This window comes from Nitrosomonas sp. (genome assembly GCF_043753625.1).
In the GTDB taxonomy this organism is placed as follows: domain Bacteria; phylum Pseudomonadota; class Gammaproteobacteria; order Burkholderiales; family Nitrosomonadaceae; genus Nitrosomonas.
Map to the genome: position 1 here is coordinate 1 of NZ_JAYUWI010000052.1, position 17,142 is coordinate 17,142.

The 17,142-nt window shown below is 43.7% G+C and carries 15 protein-coding genes; 5 read left to right on the forward strand and 10 right to left on the reverse strand.

What is annotated here, in order from left to right; translation table 11 throughout:
* Window positions 1-202 precede the first annotated feature (202 nt).
* Window positions 203-706, reverse strand: coding sequence for a septal ring lytic transglycosylase RlpA family protein (locus ACH10T_RS05020; protein ID WP_394808226.1), 504 nt, complete (start codon window positions 704-706; stop codon window positions 203-205).
* 200 nt (window positions 707-906) lie between these two features.
* On the opposite strand from ACH10T_RS05020, the gene ACH10T_RS05025 reads away from it, so the two are divergent.
* Window positions 907-1,077 (forward strand): arginase family protein, encoded by a 171-nt coding sequence (locus ACH10T_RS05025; RefSeq protein WP_394808227.1) that lies wholly within the window; start codon window positions 907-909, stop codon window positions 1,075-1,077.
* Window positions 1,078-1,102: 25 nt separating this feature from the next.
* On the opposite strand, the gene ACH10T_RS05030 is transcribed toward ACH10T_RS05025, so the two are convergent.
* The 8 genes from ACH10T_RS05030 to ACH10T_RS05065 form a co-directional block, all read right to left on the reverse strand.
* The gene (locus ACH10T_RS05030) at window positions 1,103-2,179 is read right to left on the reverse strand and encodes an HlyD family secretion protein (RefSeq protein WP_394808228.1); all 1,077 of its coding nucleotides are present in this window, start codon (window positions 2,177-2,179) and stop codon (window positions 1,103-1,105) included.
* On the reverse strand, window positions 2,163-4,346 hold the full coding sequence (locus tag ACH10T_RS05035) for a TolC family protein (protein WP_394808229.1): 2,184 nt from the start codon (window positions 4,344-4,346) through the stop codon (window positions 2,163-2,165). Before ACH10T_RS05035 ends, ACH10T_RS05030 begins: the two co-directional genes overlap by 17 nt.
* A complete protein-coding gene (locus ACH10T_RS05040) occupies window positions 4,346-5,368 on the reverse strand; it encodes a glycosyltransferase family 2 protein (RefSeq protein WP_394808230.1) in 1,023 nt (340 codons plus the stop codon). The genes ACH10T_RS05035 and ACH10T_RS05040 overlap by 1 nt, the downstream gene beginning before the upstream one ends.
* A complete protein-coding gene (locus ACH10T_RS05045) occupies window positions 5,323-5,670 on the reverse strand; it encodes a hypothetical protein (RefSeq protein ID WP_394808231.1) in 348 nt (115 codons plus the stop codon). The genes ACH10T_RS05040 and ACH10T_RS05045 overlap by 46 nt, the downstream gene beginning before the upstream one ends.
* A 3-nt stretch (window positions 5,671-5,673) precedes the next feature.
* A complete protein-coding gene (locus tag ACH10T_RS05050; RefSeq protein ID WP_394808232.1) occupies window positions 5,674-7,065 on the reverse strand; it encodes a diguanylate cyclase domain-containing protein in 1,392 nt (463 codons plus the stop codon).
* 339 nt (window positions 7,066-7,404) lie between these two features.
* Window positions 7,405-8,283, reverse strand: coding sequence for a hypothetical protein (locus ACH10T_RS05055; protein ID WP_394808233.1), 879 nt, complete (start codon window positions 8,281-8,283; stop codon window positions 7,405-7,407).
* A 245-nt stretch (window positions 8,284-8,528) separates the two neighbouring features.
* Entirely contained in the window at window positions 8,529-10,334 is a 1,806-nt protein-coding gene (locus ACH10T_RS05060) for a DUF5666 domain-containing protein (protein WP_394808234.1), read from the reverse strand.
* Window positions 10,300-11,205 carry a DUF6502 family protein gene (locus ACH10T_RS05065; protein ID WP_394808235.1) on the reverse strand — a complete coding sequence of 302 codons (906 nt, stop codon included), beginning with the start codon at window positions 11,203-11,205 and terminating at the stop codon, window positions 10,300-10,302. The genes ACH10T_RS05060 and ACH10T_RS05065 overlap by 35 nt, the downstream gene beginning before the upstream one ends.
* Before the next feature lie 318 nt (window positions 11,206-11,523).
* Here ACH10T_RS05065 and ACH10T_RS05070 point away from each other — a divergent pair, with 318 nt between their 5' ends.
* Together ACH10T_RS05070 and ACH10T_RS05075 are read left to right on the forward strand one after the other, a co-directional pair.
* The gene (locus ACH10T_RS05070) at window positions 11,524-12,480 is read left to right on the forward strand and encodes a DmsE family decaheme c-type cytochrome (protein WP_394808236.1); all 957 of its coding nucleotides are present in this window, start codon (window positions 11,524-11,526) and stop codon (window positions 12,478-12,480) included.
* 13 nt (window positions 12,481-12,493) lie between these two features.
* Complete coding sequence (locus ACH10T_RS05075; RefSeq protein ID WP_394808237.1) at window positions 12,494-14,587, forward strand: MtrB/PioB family decaheme-associated outer membrane protein; 2,094 nt, start codon at window positions 12,494-12,496, stop codon at window positions 14,585-14,587.
* 16 nt (window positions 14,588-14,603) lie between these two features.
* Here the strand turns inward: ACH10T_RS05075 and ACH10T_RS05080 are convergent, their stop codons facing one another.
* Window positions 14,604-14,828: a hypothetical protein gene (locus ACH10T_RS05080; protein ID WP_394808238.1), complete on the reverse strand. Its 225-nt coding sequence runs from the start codon at window positions 14,826-14,828 to the stop codon at window positions 14,604-14,606.
* 233 nt (window positions 14,829-15,061) lie between these two features.
* On the opposite strand from ACH10T_RS05080, the gene ACH10T_RS05085 reads away from it, so the two are divergent.
* Both ACH10T_RS05085 and ACH10T_RS05090 read left to right on the forward strand, forming a co-directional pair.
* On the forward strand, window positions 15,062-16,531 hold the full coding sequence (locus ACH10T_RS05085; protein ID WP_394808239.1) for a TIGR03032 family protein: 1,470 nt from the start codon (window positions 15,062-15,064) through the stop codon (window positions 16,529-16,531).
* A 20-nt stretch (window positions 16,532-16,551) separates the two neighbouring features.
* Window positions 16,552-17,082 (forward strand): FG-GAP-like repeat-containing protein, encoded by a 531-nt coding sequence (locus ACH10T_RS05090; protein ID WP_394808240.1) that lies wholly within the window; start codon window positions 16,552-16,554, stop codon window positions 17,080-17,082.
* The last annotated feature ends 60 nt before the right edge of the window (window positions 17,083-17,142 follow it).

Consider the following 17,142-nt stretch of genomic DNA (forward strand, 5'->3'; position numbering starts at 1 on the left):
ATAACGAATCATAGTGCACAGTTTTTGGTGTTAATTCACATATTTATGTGCACCATTTTACCAAAATATTAAATACTATCCAATTAGAACAGTTAGTTACTTTTTCAGTAAGCTCTACTTAATAGAGCTGTGCCAAGAGTAGGCAGCACTATGACCTGGTCAAGTCTATAGAAAATCCACATCTCGACTTAAAGCTCAGTCTTTATTCCTGGCTGATCTTATCGCCAAGATGTTCAATTCTGACTTTAGCCACACCGTGCAAGCCAATTTTTTTTGCGGCGCCGTGGGATAAATCGATGATTCGGCCTTTTTTGAAAGGTCCGCGATCATTGACGAGGACATCGACATGGCGGCCGTTGTGCAGGTTAGTGACTCTGACTTTGGAAGGCAATGGAAGCGTTTTATGGGCAGCAGTTAAACCTTGAGGAATGAAACGCGTACCCATGGCTGTGCGATTACCTGATTCTGAACCGTACCACGATGCATGACCGACTTCCTGATATCCAGCGGCTGATTGCATCGGATAATAAGTTACCCCTTGTACTTTATAAGGCTTGTTGTAAGGAGCGGTAAGATTAGGCGCTTGATCACCACGTATTTCTGTCGACCGCTGCGAAGTGCCGGAAAACATGGAAGCACAACCGCTTATCAAACCGGCAGTCAGCAACATTACACTCATACGTTTGCGATAGACTGATTGTTGCATAGCGCGTCTTTAATACAAAAGTTTAGATATGCAGATGATTATAACTACATCCTGTTGCAAATACCCATCAGACAGGTCTTTGTCCTGGTAACAAAATTTTGAATCTGCTCTAGGAGTCTGCCGGACTTAAGGTCAATCACATTATGAAAATGGATTGTCTCAGGCGCGCGGTGCAAATCGGCATGGCACGGATACCGTGATTGCAGAGGTTGAACGCATTGTCGACGGGTTTTATCCACTGCGCAGGCACAGCGATCATTCGTAGTTTTGCTGGGATCAATCTGATCAACATGGCTATCGTTGAAGTTGCTCCCGCCTACGATCACAGCCAGATCAAGGCACTGGCCGCCGCGCATATCGCTGCGGCCTGATCTGCCTTTACGCAAAACGCAAAACTTAGCGGCTTCGATCCGCCCGGTCACTGAAAAAAGGAAAACGAATGTCAACCGGTGTTCCATTAATTAATTGTGTTTTTACCGGATTGATAAATTCCATGTGTACCAATATGGCTGACCGCGGGTATTCGAGTAAATTAATGCCGTCTACCGGTGATTTTTGTGTTACACCTGGAATAGAGGAAATTCGTGCTTTGGCAGTCTCCCCATTGGGAAGAGTCACCGTAACGATCTGATCAACCACCACATAATCCTGATATTTCGGCGGAATAAACGCGCTGATATGTGCTTTTTCAGGAAAGATGATGTCTAAAAATGGTTGGCCTTTCCCTAGATATTCTCCGGGCTGCACAAATAACTCTGTGATTAATCCATCTGCGGGCGACTTAATAAACAACTGTTTCTTCTGATCTTTAATTTGCTCCAGCTCTAAACTTAATTGACTGATCCGACTCGCCATCTGAAGAGTATCTGTAGGAAATCCTTGGTCTCGTCGTTGTGATCGTTCATTCAGCACCAAATTCTCAAGCGCACCATGATATTGGTTACGCGCTGATGCAACCTCAGCTTGTGTGGCCGCACCCTGCTTGAATAATGATTCATATTGATGCAAACGATTCTGATAGAATTTTTCCTGTTCCTGGGCAAACTTCAACAGGGACATAGACTGCGATGTCGTATTGCCTGATTGGCGTTGTCGCTTATTTTTTTCCTCATTCAGAAAATTAATTTCAGTGATTAACCGCTGGAAACTGTCTTCCAATGGCAAATTCTCCAATATAGCCAGCTCTTCACCCCCTGCCACCGTGTGCAGTGATTTGACAAACACCTGCTTTACATAGCCATCAATTGATGCGCGCACGATGATATGCGGTACCGTAATGCGCCCGCCCGCTTTGACAATTAGCATTTCTTGTAATACCAATCCAATCAAATACAGCAAGGGAAGGCTGGAAACGATTAATATCAGATACCAACGCCATGGTCTTATGGGGCGCCTTGCCTCCCCATACTGAATACGTATGCCCCGGTCGTCATTCGGTATTCTTTGCTCTGGTTGATTAAAGCGGATTTTCATGAATATATGTTTCCCAATCTTTCAATGATTGAATGACGAGTCCATTAAAATTTGAAGCGCGCAAATGATTATAAAGCTTTTGCATTGTGTCCCTAAAAAATGCTTGCGGCTTGTGTGCATAGCTGTTTTCTACACTTAATTCAGACTCTAGGCTCTGAGCAAGGCTAAACATGAGCTCTGGATACTGTTTCATTATGGATTTCACTGTCACTGCAATACTATTTAGATTCATAGAGTAATACATTACAGTAATTTCTTTCACCCCGATCTCTTTAAGTTGGCAGGGTATGCATAAGCCAAAGGATGTTTCTTTCGCCAGATAGCGGGGATGAATACTAATTGCAACCGGCCAAGGAGAAAGACGGGTAGCTTGGCGAATTGTTTCTATAAATTCCTCCAGCATATCTTCTCCAACTAACTCTCCGTCAAGCTGATCGGGTTCAATATCAAGATGTAATCCATCAAAACTAATAGACTTTAGTCGCTTGATGATTTCCAGCAAACGCACACGCTCTTTCGGAAGAATCCAACCCGGATCACCCAGTAATAACTCAACTTTTACGCCCTGATGTTTTGCTTCCCGCAAGAATTTATTTAATGCGGTGGGATGAGAAGCAATTGAAGCAATTTGTGGCCCACTCAACGACAGCAATATCCGTTTTATCTGCATTGATTGGCTTTTTTCCCAAAAACCAGACTGACTCACAATGTCGTCATAATTCCAGGCATAAACCGAGAAACTTATCGATGTTGAATTCGATCGGCTTACTATCAATTGATCGTTCGAATTGGCCAATTTTATTGGCTTCATTTCTTTTGCACTACGCTTTTCAAAAAACTGATCAGCCTTCCTCAGTGGCTCAAGCATTCCAACCAGGTCCGTTTCTGAACGAGCGCTTGCGCCCGTGCTGCTCGGTGTAGAAACAAATTGACGCAAACGAACATGCAGTTTCCACTGTTCCGCCTCCGCTTCGACGTATTCAATGGCAGCCCGATAATACGTATTAATAGATTGAATATATTTTTCGAGAGCATCTCCATCCAATGCGTGTAGGCGCAAGTACCGCTCGCGCACAGATTCCCGGGTTGCATCAAGCCGGGTTTGCTGAAATTTGATTTGTTGCATGAGCTGTTGATAACGGCCTAGCATAGATCTGAATTCCAGATTTAATTCCTGATCCCGCCGCGTATACTCAGCTTGAAAGCTAATGAGTTGACTGTTTAAACGCGATTGTTCATTTTTTCGATAGCTAACGATTTCAAGTGGCATCCTAAAATTGAACCCCACCGTCCCCCCATATCCCCATTGCATTGAATCAGGAGAAGGATGTGGTATCGCGGGTCCGCCAAATACAACGACTGATAAATCGGAATCAATCCCTTGCCAGTTTTGTGTTTCCCTGACCTTGCGTAAATTATCTATTTGAGTTTGCAGAATCTCCAGATCAAGTTGTTTGATATCATAAGTCAAGTTACCTGTTATCTCGTTTAGCCCGGGTTTAATTGCCTCAAAAGGTGTGACGGAGGTACTCGTTAAATGTGCCAATCGCATTAAAGCTTGTTCTTTGTTGTTTATAAACTCTAATCGCATCCGTTCTGCTTGCTCAAAAGTAGATAAAAACTCGAAATAATCTGACATGAGTAGCAATCCCGTTTCATGTCTTTGGTGCAATGTTTTTTCGATGCCTGCATTTCGCAGATGGGTGTAGGCATGATTTAGCGCCAGCATTTTCTCAGCGCTCCAATAAGCTGCGTAATTCTCTTCTATAAATAGTGCAGCTAATTTTTTGCTCCATTCATGCCGGACATTCTCAATTCTGACTTGGGTTTCCGCATCACCAATCGCACGATCTTGTCTTTCTGCACTGCCCAGTAAAGGGTAACGCAAACCAATGCGGGCCATGGGGTCAAAGAAGTTACCGAAGGGCTCTCTTGCAAATGGACTTTTTTGATAACCTCCTGATATACCGCCAAATACCTCCCAACCCTTCTGTGCTTCGTTAGCCCGCAAATGAAACTGCTGTGCTTCAAGATCTGCTTGTGTCTTCAGAACAGAAGCTGCCTGATCCAAATGCAAATAAAAATCCGCAAGTGTCCTAACTTCGGCTTCAGCACTGACTGGTAGCAAAATGAACAATACCTGTAACAGGTACCAATGAATCTTCATTATTTACCCTTTTTCAGAACCCACCAGGGCGCCATGGCAGAATCTAAGTGCCCCTTGTTGAACATTTGATTAAGAAGAGCAACCGCACTCCAGAGACGCGCTATGAACAGAAATAATGGATAAATTGGCAACACCAATAAGGCGCTACAGTCTTCCCATTTTCTATCCGAAAGGACCGATAGGTATAAAACAAATTGAACCAGTATCAGACAAAAATAGAAAAGATAGACTAATACCATGCTGGCTAAAAAGAACGGCAAAGGTTGAGTAATCGCCATATAGATCGTGTAAAACACAATGGTAAAAGGCATAACGATCTGAAACAGGATACCGTACCAAAGGATAAATAGGAAATTACCCCAACCCATGATGGATGCAGAAATCCCGTGCCTATGTTTATGCGCGTAGATATACCAGAGATCTCCATCCCATCTTAGTCGTTGTCTTAGAAAATCACTGAATGTTTCAGGCGCATCAGTATGCGATACGGCACCTGGCTCATATTCAAACCGAAGTTGTGGATGTCGTCCTTGATATTGCTTGATACGCAGCGTTAAATCGAGATCTTCAGCAGTACCCGTATTCCACCCCCCAATTTGTTGGAGAAAAGATTTTCTGAAGATGCCAAAAGCACCGGGTATGTTATTAATCACGTTCATATTCGTCAAACCCAGCTTACCGACTTGTAAACTTAACATATACTCTAAGCTTTGCAGCCGGGTTGCTAAAGATTTCTTGGCATTACGCACACGCATGGGTCCCGTAACAGCGACAACATTGTCATTTTGAAAATGCAAAACAGACCGATAAACCATTTGATTATCAAATGAGGTATCGCCATCCAACGCCAGAAACACTTCACCACTTGCACGACTCAATCCTGCGTTAAGAGATGAGACTCGACCACCCCGTTGAATCTTTGGAATAATAATAAATGACCGTCCGGGATAGGATGAAATTTGCGGGATGAGATCTTTCAAGGCTTGATAGGTCGCTTGATTTTTTTGGACTCCGTCAACCATTGCAATGATTTCGACGTGCCCTGGATAGTCTGTTCCAATAGCGAGATAACCGTATTCTGCACGGCCTTTCCTTCTGAATAACAAGTAATGGCACAGGTAACGCGGGGGATAGCAGGTGAGATAAAAGGTATCTCATAGGTATCTTGAGTAAGATAACGAAAAATTCCAAACCAGGTCATAAAGTACAATGGTAATTCAAGGAATAACACAAACGGGACAAATATAAGCAAATAGGAAACTGTGCCTTGATCTTGTAGCAGAAAGACCAGAAGAATCTGTCCGGTTTGTGTCAAAGTTTGCATGACTTAAATTAACTCACCATATAATCGAGCAAGCAATAATTCCGCGGTTTCCGACTTTAATATTTGAGAAGAGGCAACGCTTATGAAGCGGCAGTCCAATTTCATATCAGCCTCTGCTTGCAATAATTGCATGCTATTCTCGATACGTTTTTGAAAACTGCTGAGACCTTGTGCATCGGTATGCGGCAATAGTAGCCACAGCATATTTTCAGCCGTACGTGTCGATAAATCTGGTGTACGAAGCATACTGCGCAGTCGCTGCGCAAAGGATTCAAGCATTTGCATTAGCTGTGAATGCCCAATGAGATCTATCAGTTCTGTCAAGTTTATAAAATAAATACCAACCAGGCTGAATGTTATATCCGGGTAGCGCCTGGATGAAATTAATAACCAATCCAGATCATGAATGAATAAATCTTTAGGAATAAAATTTAATTGATCAAAGCTCGTTACAATGTCAAAGACTTCACCACGCACAGCAATAATCCTTCCCCTATCGCTTAGTTTCCAGCTTCGAATCCGGTTTGAAACGAGATCATTCGGCATCATTTCTTTTTCACACACGGTACAACGCGCTAATACATTTGGCTCTACAAATGTCTGATGGCAGGCATGGCAACTGTGGTTCTCAATCGGGCGGTCGTAATCACTCCCAATGTGCCGTAATTGGGTATTGCATTTTGGACAGATGAGCGCACCACTATTGATAAACTTTTCCTGTACATCAACACATCCACAGGTAAAGCAATGTAAAGATGCCTGCAGATCAATATCAATCGCATGACAGCTCGGGCAAATATCGATAAAGCTTAAATGAGAGGAATGACAAAAGGTACACTCCCTTTGCCGATCTATCAGCGCGACGGGCTCCAGTAACTTAGAAGCAGAAAGACTCTGTAACCATTCAAAGGAATCGGATTTATCCTGACTGAGCGTTTCTAATAAAGGATAACGATACAATCGTACATGCTGCCACTCCTGGTAGGGAAGGAGAATGAAATTCGGCCGTAACCACAGGTATTTAATTAACCGCCCTAAATGCGAAATCTGCATTTCACTGTTCTTGTAAGCGCTAAAAAGATCTATGAATTGATTAATGATCTGTTTTAATTGCAGCGGTTGTGGTAATTGCCCATCCACAAGATTACTATAGGACGCAGGAATTAATTCCGTTACAAAACATAAAGATGCGAATAGTTCCTCGTCTCTCCGTATTTTTTCCAGAATGGAAACAATGTAATGTTGATCTCCCCCTGTGATTATTATTGCTGGCGAGAGAATTTTCTCCTTCTTCCACTCGGCGTAGTCGTGATAAACATGCGTTTTAAAAGAATCACTATATTGATCTAACAAATTGGTTCTTTCATGTGAGAAGAATATCAGCGCATCACTCATTCGGACGATCCTAACTTTGATGATCTATTTATCATTTATTCCCGCAGAAATATTTGTCAGAATTATAGCATCACAAGCTATTAAATTACCTCAAAATAACAACCCAAATGTCTGGTATCTATAAATTAATGTCTTATTTCAGATGATTATTCGGAAGAGAATTTTTAAACAAAGATGCTCAAACTGAACCGCACTTATCACTTGGGATCTGATTTGCCTCTGCATGTCTAAAGCGAAAAGAAGCATTGTTAATATCCAATTGACGAATGCATGGATATAACCGGCTGTTGGGGTCAGCTAATATTCAGAGTGCGGACAGATATCCGAATATTGACAGCACTAAAAAATGTAACGTAGGTTAAGGCCACCGCCCCAATCAGGGCTTCGCTCTGAAAAACCTCGCAAACCATAGATATTGAGCCGGAATCTATCACTGACCCGGTGTGATAGATAGAGTGTGAGATCCCTGCTGTCCTGCAGTCTCACCGTTGATTGTCCTATACTCAAGCTTGCGCCAATTGTTGAGTCTGGTGACAATCGATAAGCCATTCCCGCTGCACCGTACAAGACGTTATGAAAAGTAATACCAGATGGATTACCCAGTATTCGATAGCCAAAAGTTGCATTAAATATAAATTTGGAAATCGTTTTAAACAAATCTCCCTGAACAGCGTAATCGACCTGACCACTTCCCAGATTCTGGCCAGCATTGGCTGTCGGGATTTTTAAACGCGCCGTGATATCAAAGACAATGCCAGTGGGTACATGATCAATTAAATTGTAGCTAAATGCAGTGATGATATCACCGAGACCGGATTGCGTTGATTTCGCGAGGGATGAACCACCTAAAGGAATACCGCCCGTAAGACCTAATGCGCTGATATTATTTTGCCTGGTTTCTTTAATTGCATCATCGCGACTACTACCTCGGTCACTTTCACTATCGCCCTCCCCACTACTTTTACTGCTTTCGCTAATACTACTATCCCCACCACTGCCACTCCCGCCAGAGGCTGAATCGTTTCCGACCTGTTGCCTGGAAGTATTACCCTGCTGTCTAGGGGCGTTGTTTGTACAGTCATCATTCTTTTCATCACAAACAATAACACCACCACCTACTAAACCACCACCTATCAAAATTCCTCTGCCATCAACGCCGCCAATCCCTGGCCCAAGCACATTACCAGGGCCTGTAACATGGAGGTAAGGAATAATCACTCTGAAAGATGCTCGATCCTTATCGTAACGGGCTATGAAGGGGACATACCATATGTCAGTCGATGAAGCGCCCCCGTAATTTCCCGTTGTAAAATCTGTAGCAGTGCTAAAACTAAATCCATTTGCCAGTGCTACAGAGCAGTTGCAAGCAAGAAATAAAAGAAAAATCTTTACCTGCCTGAATGAGAATGAATGTATCGCAATCTTACGGCTATTCATTAACTCAATTGGATTGAATCGGAAATTTATCGATCAATGAACCTGTCATGGTGCTCGCCGATATGATCACGTACCCTATCAGGGATATCAAGATCTCTCAGGCTGTCTCTATGCTCGATAAGCCGATCGGAAGAACCGGATTCCATGGGTCTTTCAGGTTTGTCGACGGATTGATAATCAGCGGAATTGGGTTCACGTGAGTTTTGCGTATTTTGTGGTTTTCCCGTTTGTTCGTTCCCAGAAGAATGATCCTTATTCGACTGAATATCCGTTTTATTTTTTAAATCACTCTTACTGTCATGGCTTTGATTACGTTCATCTCCTAGAATAGATTGAGCACGCATTCTTTGCTCATCTTTAGTTGAAACCGGCGCGTCTTTCGAATAAGAACCGTCGCCAGAAGTACGATCCTTATCCAAGTGAATATCACTCTCTTTTTTTAAACTCCCATTTCTGTCGTTACTATGCCCGCTGTCATGGTTTTGATTACTTCCATTTCCTGAAGTAGATTGCGCATCCGATTCATTATCTGAGCTGTTTGATTTATCTTTGTTACCGCCATTAACATGGCTTCGGTCAATCCTGTCCTGAATTTGTATTGGTGACTCCTTCGTCAGCTCAATGCGTTCAGCATTAATGCGCTGATTCGTATCGAGTCGGCCACTGAGTTGAATACGTTGATCCAGTCTGAGATCCCCCCTTGCATCGCCAGCTACCTGTATATTTGGATCTAATGTAACAATCCGGTTATTCAAATTTAATTCCTTATCACTGAGGGCATGAACATATCCTTCAATCACTACATGCTCCACATTTCCAATACTTTGGCGAGTAGGTTCTGTCTGGATATGTTGCGCCATCAGATTAGTGCCATCCCATTGACCCGTCACCTGTACTTCCATACCTTGCGAGATGCCTACTGCATATAATTTAGCGTCATAGTTGACGCGCGTACCATTGATTTCAAAACTCTGCGCATCGATTTGGGTCACATAACCGTTTAGTCTGGCTTCTGCATGCAGTGGAGTTGTTTCAATACGTGATGCGACAATCGCACCATTGGAAAGTCTGTGACCGCTGACTTGTACCCAATCACCGGTTTTCAGGTTTGAGAAATCACCGTAATATCTGGATTGATCAACTTGGACGGTCTGACCTAAAATGCGCATTTCTCCCGTCTCAGGATTAAGACTGCTGATCGGCCCGACAGCAGCATGGATAACTGTAATATTATGCGCTGCAAGCTCTTGACCTGTACCAAATGTACGTGCAGCAATTACCTGACCTACCGCAAGATCGCGCACGGTGGATGGCCGACCATCCATCGCGACATGTGTATTGTTGTCATAATGAATTTCGACACCATTGACACAGATACTCGCGAACCCAGTAATGACACCGACAATTCCTGTACCACCGATGCCACTGTCGTTTGCGACATTTCCTGTACTGCCTATTCCACTCTCTGGATTACCAGTGCCTCCAGTTCCGCCATCTTGAAGACCCGTGCCGCCAATGCCAGATTGGGTCGTACCTGTACCACCGATGCCGCCTTCGTTTGCAATGATTCCGGTGCCACCTATTCCACTCTCCGGATTACCGATACCCCCGACTCCACCAGCGTAAAGACCTGTGCCGCCAATGCCAGAGTGAGTCGTCGTGCCCGTACCACCAATTCCAGAATGCGCAAGGTTTGCAGGATTAATAAGTGAAGCGTTGGTATCACAATTACCTTTCGCGAATGCGCTTACCGAATATAGGAATGCCAGTACGAAAATGCTTGATATATACAAACTGTTACGATATGTCGCTATTAATGAAATTTTTCTCATTACGCGCACCATCTTCTTTTATTTCTGCAGACACTTCTGGTTGAACCTGCTCACTATAATAATAAATACCAAATGTCATGCGGTGACGCGAGCTGCTTTTCAGAGCATCGCTTTTTTCCAGCTCCATAGCCGTTTTATTGATAGCAAGTAAGGATTTCATTCCCAGGCGTTCAGATTGCTCGGCGAGTATTTTGACGGAATCCACGCTTAAACCGTCGTAATAAGCACTACGCTCCAAAAATGGTTGATTTTCACCCAGCAGATTATTGGTGGCTGCTGCCGCATGATCATGCAAGTTATGGCCAAAGTAATAGACTTTTTCATCAAAACCATGGGCAGGAATAAATGCGGACGTGTTTAGACATACATGATTATTGTCATTAAAATGAGCAACGCCGAGTCTTAACCATTCATCAAGCACAACGCGCGAGCGAATATCACAGCTCACACTGGCTACCAATCCTTCAAAAGAAATATCCCCACCCTCTCTCACAAACCTTGGTAATGGTTTAGGTTGATTGTTCTCGTCCAGATACCGCGCATCGCTTGTCCAAAGACTAACGAGCCGGGCTCCCAGTGAAATGGTTTGCGGAATAGTTTCCGTTTCGGAGTGATCGCCATGACGTAATCGCTTGATATCTTTACGATGAATACCGGTGATTAAGCTCAAATGACTATCGGTCAAAGGTCTCTTATCCATCTTAAATTCATTTTCTGCTACTTCTACAAACAAATCTTTAAGCACTTCCGACAAAAACGGATAGGTAATCCCTTTTGCCAGCATTAGCTTAATTAATGGGCGTAGTACCCAGCGTAGTGCAGTAATAAGCGTGGGCGGGAAGATTGAATTAATTGGACGGACAGCATGCATAAAAATTATTCACTGGTTAATTTACAGCATAAATATTAATTTCAAAATTCTAACACAATGCGGGAAAACATCACACCATCAATTGACGCGAGAAATTTTCCCACGTAATATCTATTAACGAGGGAATATTTCCCATGTTTAATCACAGAAATCTATTAATACTGCCTTAGGCCAAATTAATAGCATAACTAAGCTAGGAAAGGCATTTAAATGTAAGAAACCCATTTCTTACATTAATCAGCATCACATCTTTCTCAGCAAAATTGAATAGTCACATTTTCAATTTAAGTTGAATCAGCAGCAAATAAGGAGAAAATTATGAAAACTTTCATAAAGAATACACGCACCTTTTTTCTACAAATTCTTGGGATATCTTTTGCGCTTTGCATTGGAATCCAATCCCAAAATGTAATGGCGCTAGATGATGATGACGACGACGAACCAACCGAAGATATAGTTCTACGAGGCGATCGGACGTGCACGGGTTGTCATGATGAAGGTGCTGAATCGGTACTTGCTATCGGCAAGACAAAGCATGGGACTGTTGCGGACGAACGGGCGCCAACTTGTACAAGTTGCCATGGTAAGAGTATCCGTCACATGGATAAGCCCGAAAGAGTACCGATGCCATCGCGCACGTTTGGCAAGAATTCAAAGAATCCCGTTGAAGATAGAAATCAAACCTGCTTAAACTGTCATCAGGGTGGCAAACAAATGCACTGGGCTGGCAGTACGCATGCTAATCGTGATGTGGCTTGTACCGCCTGTCACCAGATACACAGCGCACAAGACAAAGTACGCGACCGAATTACTCAATCGGAAGTCTGTTTTTCCTGTCATAAAGAACAACGCGCACAAATCAACCGACCCTCCCGCCACCCTATTCGGGAAGGAAAAGTTATTTGCTCCGATTGTCATAACTCTCATGGCTCGGCTGGGCCTAGCATGATGATTCGGGACAGCATCAACGACACTTGCTATACCTGTCATATGGAAAAGCGCGGCCCTTTCGTTCGGAACCACCCGCCGGTTCAGGAAAATTGCGCGCTTTGCCACAATCCGCACGGTACGACAGCACCCAATTTGCTGAAAGTTCGTTCACCATTTCTTTGTCAAGAGTGCCATGAGCCCAATACGCATCAGGGCAGCCCGGGAACAATCGATGGTGCTTATCGAAGAAATCTCCTGGCCAGGGGTTGTGTCAATTGCCATACCCAGATTCACGGCAGCAATAACCCTGAGAATGTTCGCCTTGAAGATCTTCTGCAGCGTTGATGGGGGATGAAAAATGAACAAATCAACCAAGAAGTTTATTCAGATCATGTCTGCTTGTACTCTCTTGCTTATCGCTGAAGCAGCCCTGTCAATCGAAGATGAAAATCTCAAACGATTAACTAAACCGCAGAGCACAATTAATTTTGGTGCAGGGTATCTCGCGAATGATAATGCGCGTTTTGGCCAATACAGTGGCCTAAGAAATGAAGGGCCTTATGGTATTTTTAATGTCGATATCACAAAACGCGATGAAAATACCGGTACCTGGCTTAAATTACTGGGGCGCAATCTTGGATTACAGAATCGCGATATCCGCTTCGAGCATACTAAGCAAGGCCATTGGAGTTACTTTATTGACTTCAGTCAAACCCCCAGATATGAGCCATTTACAGCCGTTACCGCTGTCACAGGAATTGGTAGTGCACATCTGGATGTTCCAACATCACCGACAACCGGTGAATCGGCGCAACTGAAAACGGAACGTCAGGCATTATCATTCGGGATGAACCGAGTTCTACCCGGCAATTTTGAATTGCAGTTCCATTTCCGTAATGAAGAAAAAGATGGGTCAAGAATTTTCGGGCGTGGTAATCGTTTGGGGCCACCGATATCAGGCGTTGTCGGCGGTTATGAGTTTTTACCCGAGCCCATTAATTACTCAACCCGGCAGTTCGGCGGCACCCTCAACTACAACGGTAAGGATTTACAGTTATCCGGCGGGTATTATGGAACGATGTTTATTAATAAGAATACCGCCTTATATACCACGGGCGGTAGTAGTGCAGGCGGAATCTATGCGCCGAATTTATTTTCTCCGATTGCGCTGCCTCCGGATAATCAATCGCATCAGTTATTTTTATCCGGCGGTTATAGTTTTAATCCAACCACGCGCGGCACGTTCAAGGCTGCTTATACCCGAGCAACGCAGACGGATAGTTTCTTTCCTACGCAATTTCTGGCTCCCGGTGTCGGGAGTAATCTGGATGGGCGCATTGATACAGCGTTAGTACAAGCCAGCGTTACCAGTCGTCCGTTGCCAAAATTATCTGTGGTGGCGAATGTTCGATTTGAGGATCGCGATGATAATACGCCCGTGCTTTTATACAATCCATTGGCAGGACAGTTAGATTTCAACGGAAATCGCTGGAGTGGACTCAATCATCCGCGTTCGTTTAGTACGTTAACGAGCAAAGTAGAAGCTAATTACACGTTGCCGATGAATTTTCGTTTGATCGGCGGTATTGAATATGAGCATTGGGATCGCCGCTGGCAACCGACTTTTGTCGGTCATCGCGCCAAAACGGATGAAATTTCCTATCGGGCGGAGCTACGGCGTACTTTGTCCGATACCTTGACAGGATCGATTGCATACATCCACAGCAATCGATTTGGATCGCCTTTTATCTCGACCATGACCGCAACGGGTGATCCTTACTTCAACACGATTGCACCCATCAATCTTTCTGATCGCAATCGGGACAAGGTGCGCTTATCGCTGAACTGGGAACCCATTGAACCCTTATCACTGCAAGTGATGGTCGACGAATCATTCGATAATTATGGGCATCGTAGCGGCTCAAACCTTGGATTACAGAATGGCTCTGCAAGAAACTATTCATTGGATGCAGCCTATACAGTCTCGGAGAACCTGCAAGCGGTGGCGTGGTTTTCACGCAATGAAACTTTTATTGATCAGGCTTCGAGAAATTGGAACCCTGCGGATGGTTCTCGTGAAATCTGGTCCGCCAATCTCCAAAACATAGGCACTTCATTTGGGGTCGATATCAATGGAAAACCAACTGAGAAATTAGAAGTCGGAGCGAGTTTGTCTCAATCTTTTATTGCTGATAAGTTTAAGCAAAAAACCAGCGATCCCGCAACTTATTCAGTACCCAATATCTCAACTGAATTAAGCAATTTGAGATTATTCGCAAGGTACACCTTGCGGAAAAACCTCAGTCTGCATCTGGATTATATCCTTAACCGCTTCAAAACCAATGAGTGGACATGGAATCATTGGACCTATACTGATGGTTCTCGATTAACACAGGATACGAATCAAATCATTAATTTCATCGGCCTCTCTGCACATTACACTTGGCAATAATAGCGCGTAATAGATGCTATGAAAGAACATCGTTAAACGCCGCATACGTCTGGCGAAATTCCCAGCGACAAACGACATCCGCATTATGTTCCAAATAAATGTAAGCAAATGAAAAGTGCAGCTCCGCTTTTTTTTCTTTGAAGCGAAAGTTACTAACGCGCGAATCAAAAAGTTCCAATAACCTGCCCATAATTGTCCCTCCAATCATCAATGAAGAATTTAAAAAAGCATACCCAGCCAAAGTATCTTACCCAACTAACGACATCATATTACTTAACGAGGCAATCATCCTCAGTATGAATTATTAGGAAAACTAATTAACTTTCCTAGGTCAAAATCAGGTGAATCTGCCTATATACTTATATAATGGATAATCTTAGTATGGACTACAAAATAGTTACGCTAAAAAATTTGTCTATGTAACCACATTCTCCCTAGCTAGATCTGCAACTATTTGACATAAATAATCAATCGATGAAACAGGAAACAGCTACCAGCACTCCACCTGCCGTCACCATGCAAGGTACCAATCACCTTTATGAGTGGTTAGACAGCGAACAGATCAGCCTTGCTTTCACCACCTATCAAACCAATCGCCTGTTTTTAGTAGGTTGTAAAGAAAATGGGCATTTAGCTGTTAATGAACGCTTGTTTGATAAGCCGATGGGTTTGTATGCAAGCGGTGACAGACTCTACATGTCAACACGCTATCAGATCTGGCAACTGGAAAATCGTTTAGCAAAAGACAAGCAACATCATGGCGGTGACCGTCTATATGTGCCGAGTCAATCTCACACCACCGGTGATTTGAATGTGCATGATGTGGTGGTTACTGACGAGAAAAAGGTATTGTTTGTTAACACTGACTTTAGTTGTGTCGCCACTTTACAAGCAGGCTACAGTTTCGCTCCCGTCTGGAAACCGCCCTTTATCACAAAACTCGCGGCTGAAGATCGTTGTCATTTAAATGGCTTGGCTATGCAAGACGGTGAGCCCACATATGCCACCGCGTGTAGCACGACTGACGAAGCGGCAGGCTGGCGCAATCACCGTTCGGATGGTGGCGTGGTGATACACATTCCCAGCAATGAAATTATCGCCACGGGTTTATCCATGCCACATTCCCCGCGATGGTATCAAGGTAAATTATGGTTGCTCAATTCTGGCACAGGCGAGTTCGGCTATTTGGATAGGGATAAGTTTGTGCCGGTCACATTCTGTCCAGGCTTTGTGCGTGGCTTGGCGTTCTGGAAAAACTATGCCTTAGTCGGTTTATCAAAAATACGTTCAAAAGCTTTTTCAGGCTTGTCAGTAGAAAATCGTCTCGCAGATAAGAACATGACCGCCCAATGTGGCTTGGGCGTTATCGATTTAAATACGGGCAACGAATTACATGCGCTACACATTGGGGGTGTAGTCGAAGAACTATTTGATGTGGTGGTGTTACCGAATGTTCGTCAACCAAGAGCGGTGGGGTTTCAGGATGATGATATAGAACGTTTGATTTCATTTCCCGGTTCGGGTGGAATGATTACCACCAAACCCACAGTCAAGCGACTTGGTTTGAGTCAACCGTTACAGGTAGCTGGCTTGCCACGTGCTTCACAATTGGCAAACTTAGAGGATCATGAAGTCAAATATCAACGGGTTTACCATCTGACACCCGAGAATCTTTTGCAGTATGAAGCGATGACCAATCCGAGCTTGCAGCAACGCTGGCAAACCCATCCCCAGCGCGGTGAATTGTTCGGAGTATCTGCATCAGTTCAAGGCGAGATGATTGGTTTTGCCGTAGCCGAAAGCTGGCAGGAAGGCGGACAAGCTCAGGTTGAATTATTATCATCGTATGTATTACCTGCCTATTCTCATCAACCAATTGAAAAACGGTTGCATCAACATTTACAACGAGCAATGAATGATGGGGGGCAGCGTGTTAAATCTTAATATTTATTTGGAGTAATTGTATGGCTGATTCTGTTTTTATCTTAACTACTCCTAACCCGTTGGGCTTGAGTGATGTGGAGAGTCGTGCCAACTCAACCTTTGTTGATATTGACGGTGATTCCGATTTGGATGGCTTCGTGAATAATGTATTTTTTGAAAATAAGGGGATAGCCAGTAACCCAATTTTTGCTGCCGGTGTTACTAACCCGTTCGGCTTAAGACTGGGAGATAAACCTGCTTTTGTTGATATAGACGGTGATGGAGATTTAGATGCATTTGGGAGTGATTATACTAATTCTACACTATTATTATTTAAGAACACAGGCACAGCCATTAATCCAATATTTGCCTCCGAAGTTGCCAATCCATATGGTCTGAATGGGTTAGGCTCCAATACCAGCCTTGTTTTTGTTGATATAGACGGTGATGGGGATTTCGATGGATTCGCCGGCGAGTACCATGGAAGCACACTATTTTTTAGAAATACGGGAACAGCGAGTAGTGCGGTGTTTGCCGCTCCAGTATCCGCACTGCAGTATGGCGCTGCTTAACATGCACTTGTTTGTCAGCTTCCAAAATAGCATCAATGATGCCAGTGAAAGGAGCAAGCT

What these genes read in the sequence shown, in the direction of transcription:
- ACH10T_RS05020 (WP_394808226.1), bottom strand. Translation starts at nt 706, where the DNA reads ATGCAACAATCAGTCTATCGCAAACGTATGAGTGTAATGTTGCTGACT.
- ACH10T_RS05030 (WP_394808228.1), bottom strand. Translation starts at nt 2,179, where the DNA reads ATGAAAATCCGCTTTAATCAACCAGAGCAAAGAATACCGAATGACGAC.
- ACH10T_RS05035 (WP_394808229.1), bottom strand. Translation starts at nt 4,346, where the DNA reads ATGAAGATTCATTGGTACCTGTTACAGGTATTGTTCATTTTGCTACCA.
- ACH10T_RS05040 (WP_394808230.1), bottom strand. Translation starts at nt 5,368, where the DNA reads ATGGTTGACGGAGTCCAAAAAAATCAAGCGACCTATCAAGCCTTGAAA.
- ACH10T_RS05045 (WP_394808231.1), bottom strand. Translation starts at nt 5,670, where the DNA reads ATGCAAACTTTGACACAAACCGGACAGATTCTTCTGGTCTTTCTGCTA.
- ACH10T_RS05050 (WP_394808232.1), bottom strand. Translation starts at nt 7,065, where the DNA reads ATGAGTGATGCGCTGATATTCTTCTCACATGAAAGAACCAATTTGTTA.
- ACH10T_RS05060 (WP_394808234.1), bottom strand. Translation starts at nt 10,334, where the DNA reads ATGAGAAAAATTTCATTAATAGCGACATATCGTAACAGTTTGTATATA.
- ACH10T_RS05065 (WP_394808235.1), bottom strand. Translation starts at nt 11,205, where the DNA reads ATGCATGCTGTCCGTCCAATTAATTCAATCTTCCCGCCCACGCTTATT.
- ACH10T_RS05070 (WP_394808236.1), top strand. Translation starts at nt 11,524, where the DNA reads ATGAAAACTTTCATAAAGAATACACGCACCTTTTTTCTACAAATTCTT.
- ACH10T_RS05075 (WP_394808237.1), top strand. Translation starts at nt 12,494, where the DNA reads ATGAACAAATCAACCAAGAAGTTTATTCAGATCATGTCTGCTTGTACT.
- ACH10T_RS05085 (WP_394808239.1), top strand. Translation starts at nt 15,062, where the DNA reads ATGAAACAGGAAACAGCTACCAGCACTCCACCTGCCGTCACCATGCAA.
- ACH10T_RS05090 (WP_394808240.1), top strand. Translation starts at nt 16,552, where the DNA reads ATGGCTGATTCTGTTTTTATCTTAACTACTCCTAACCCGTTGGGCTTG.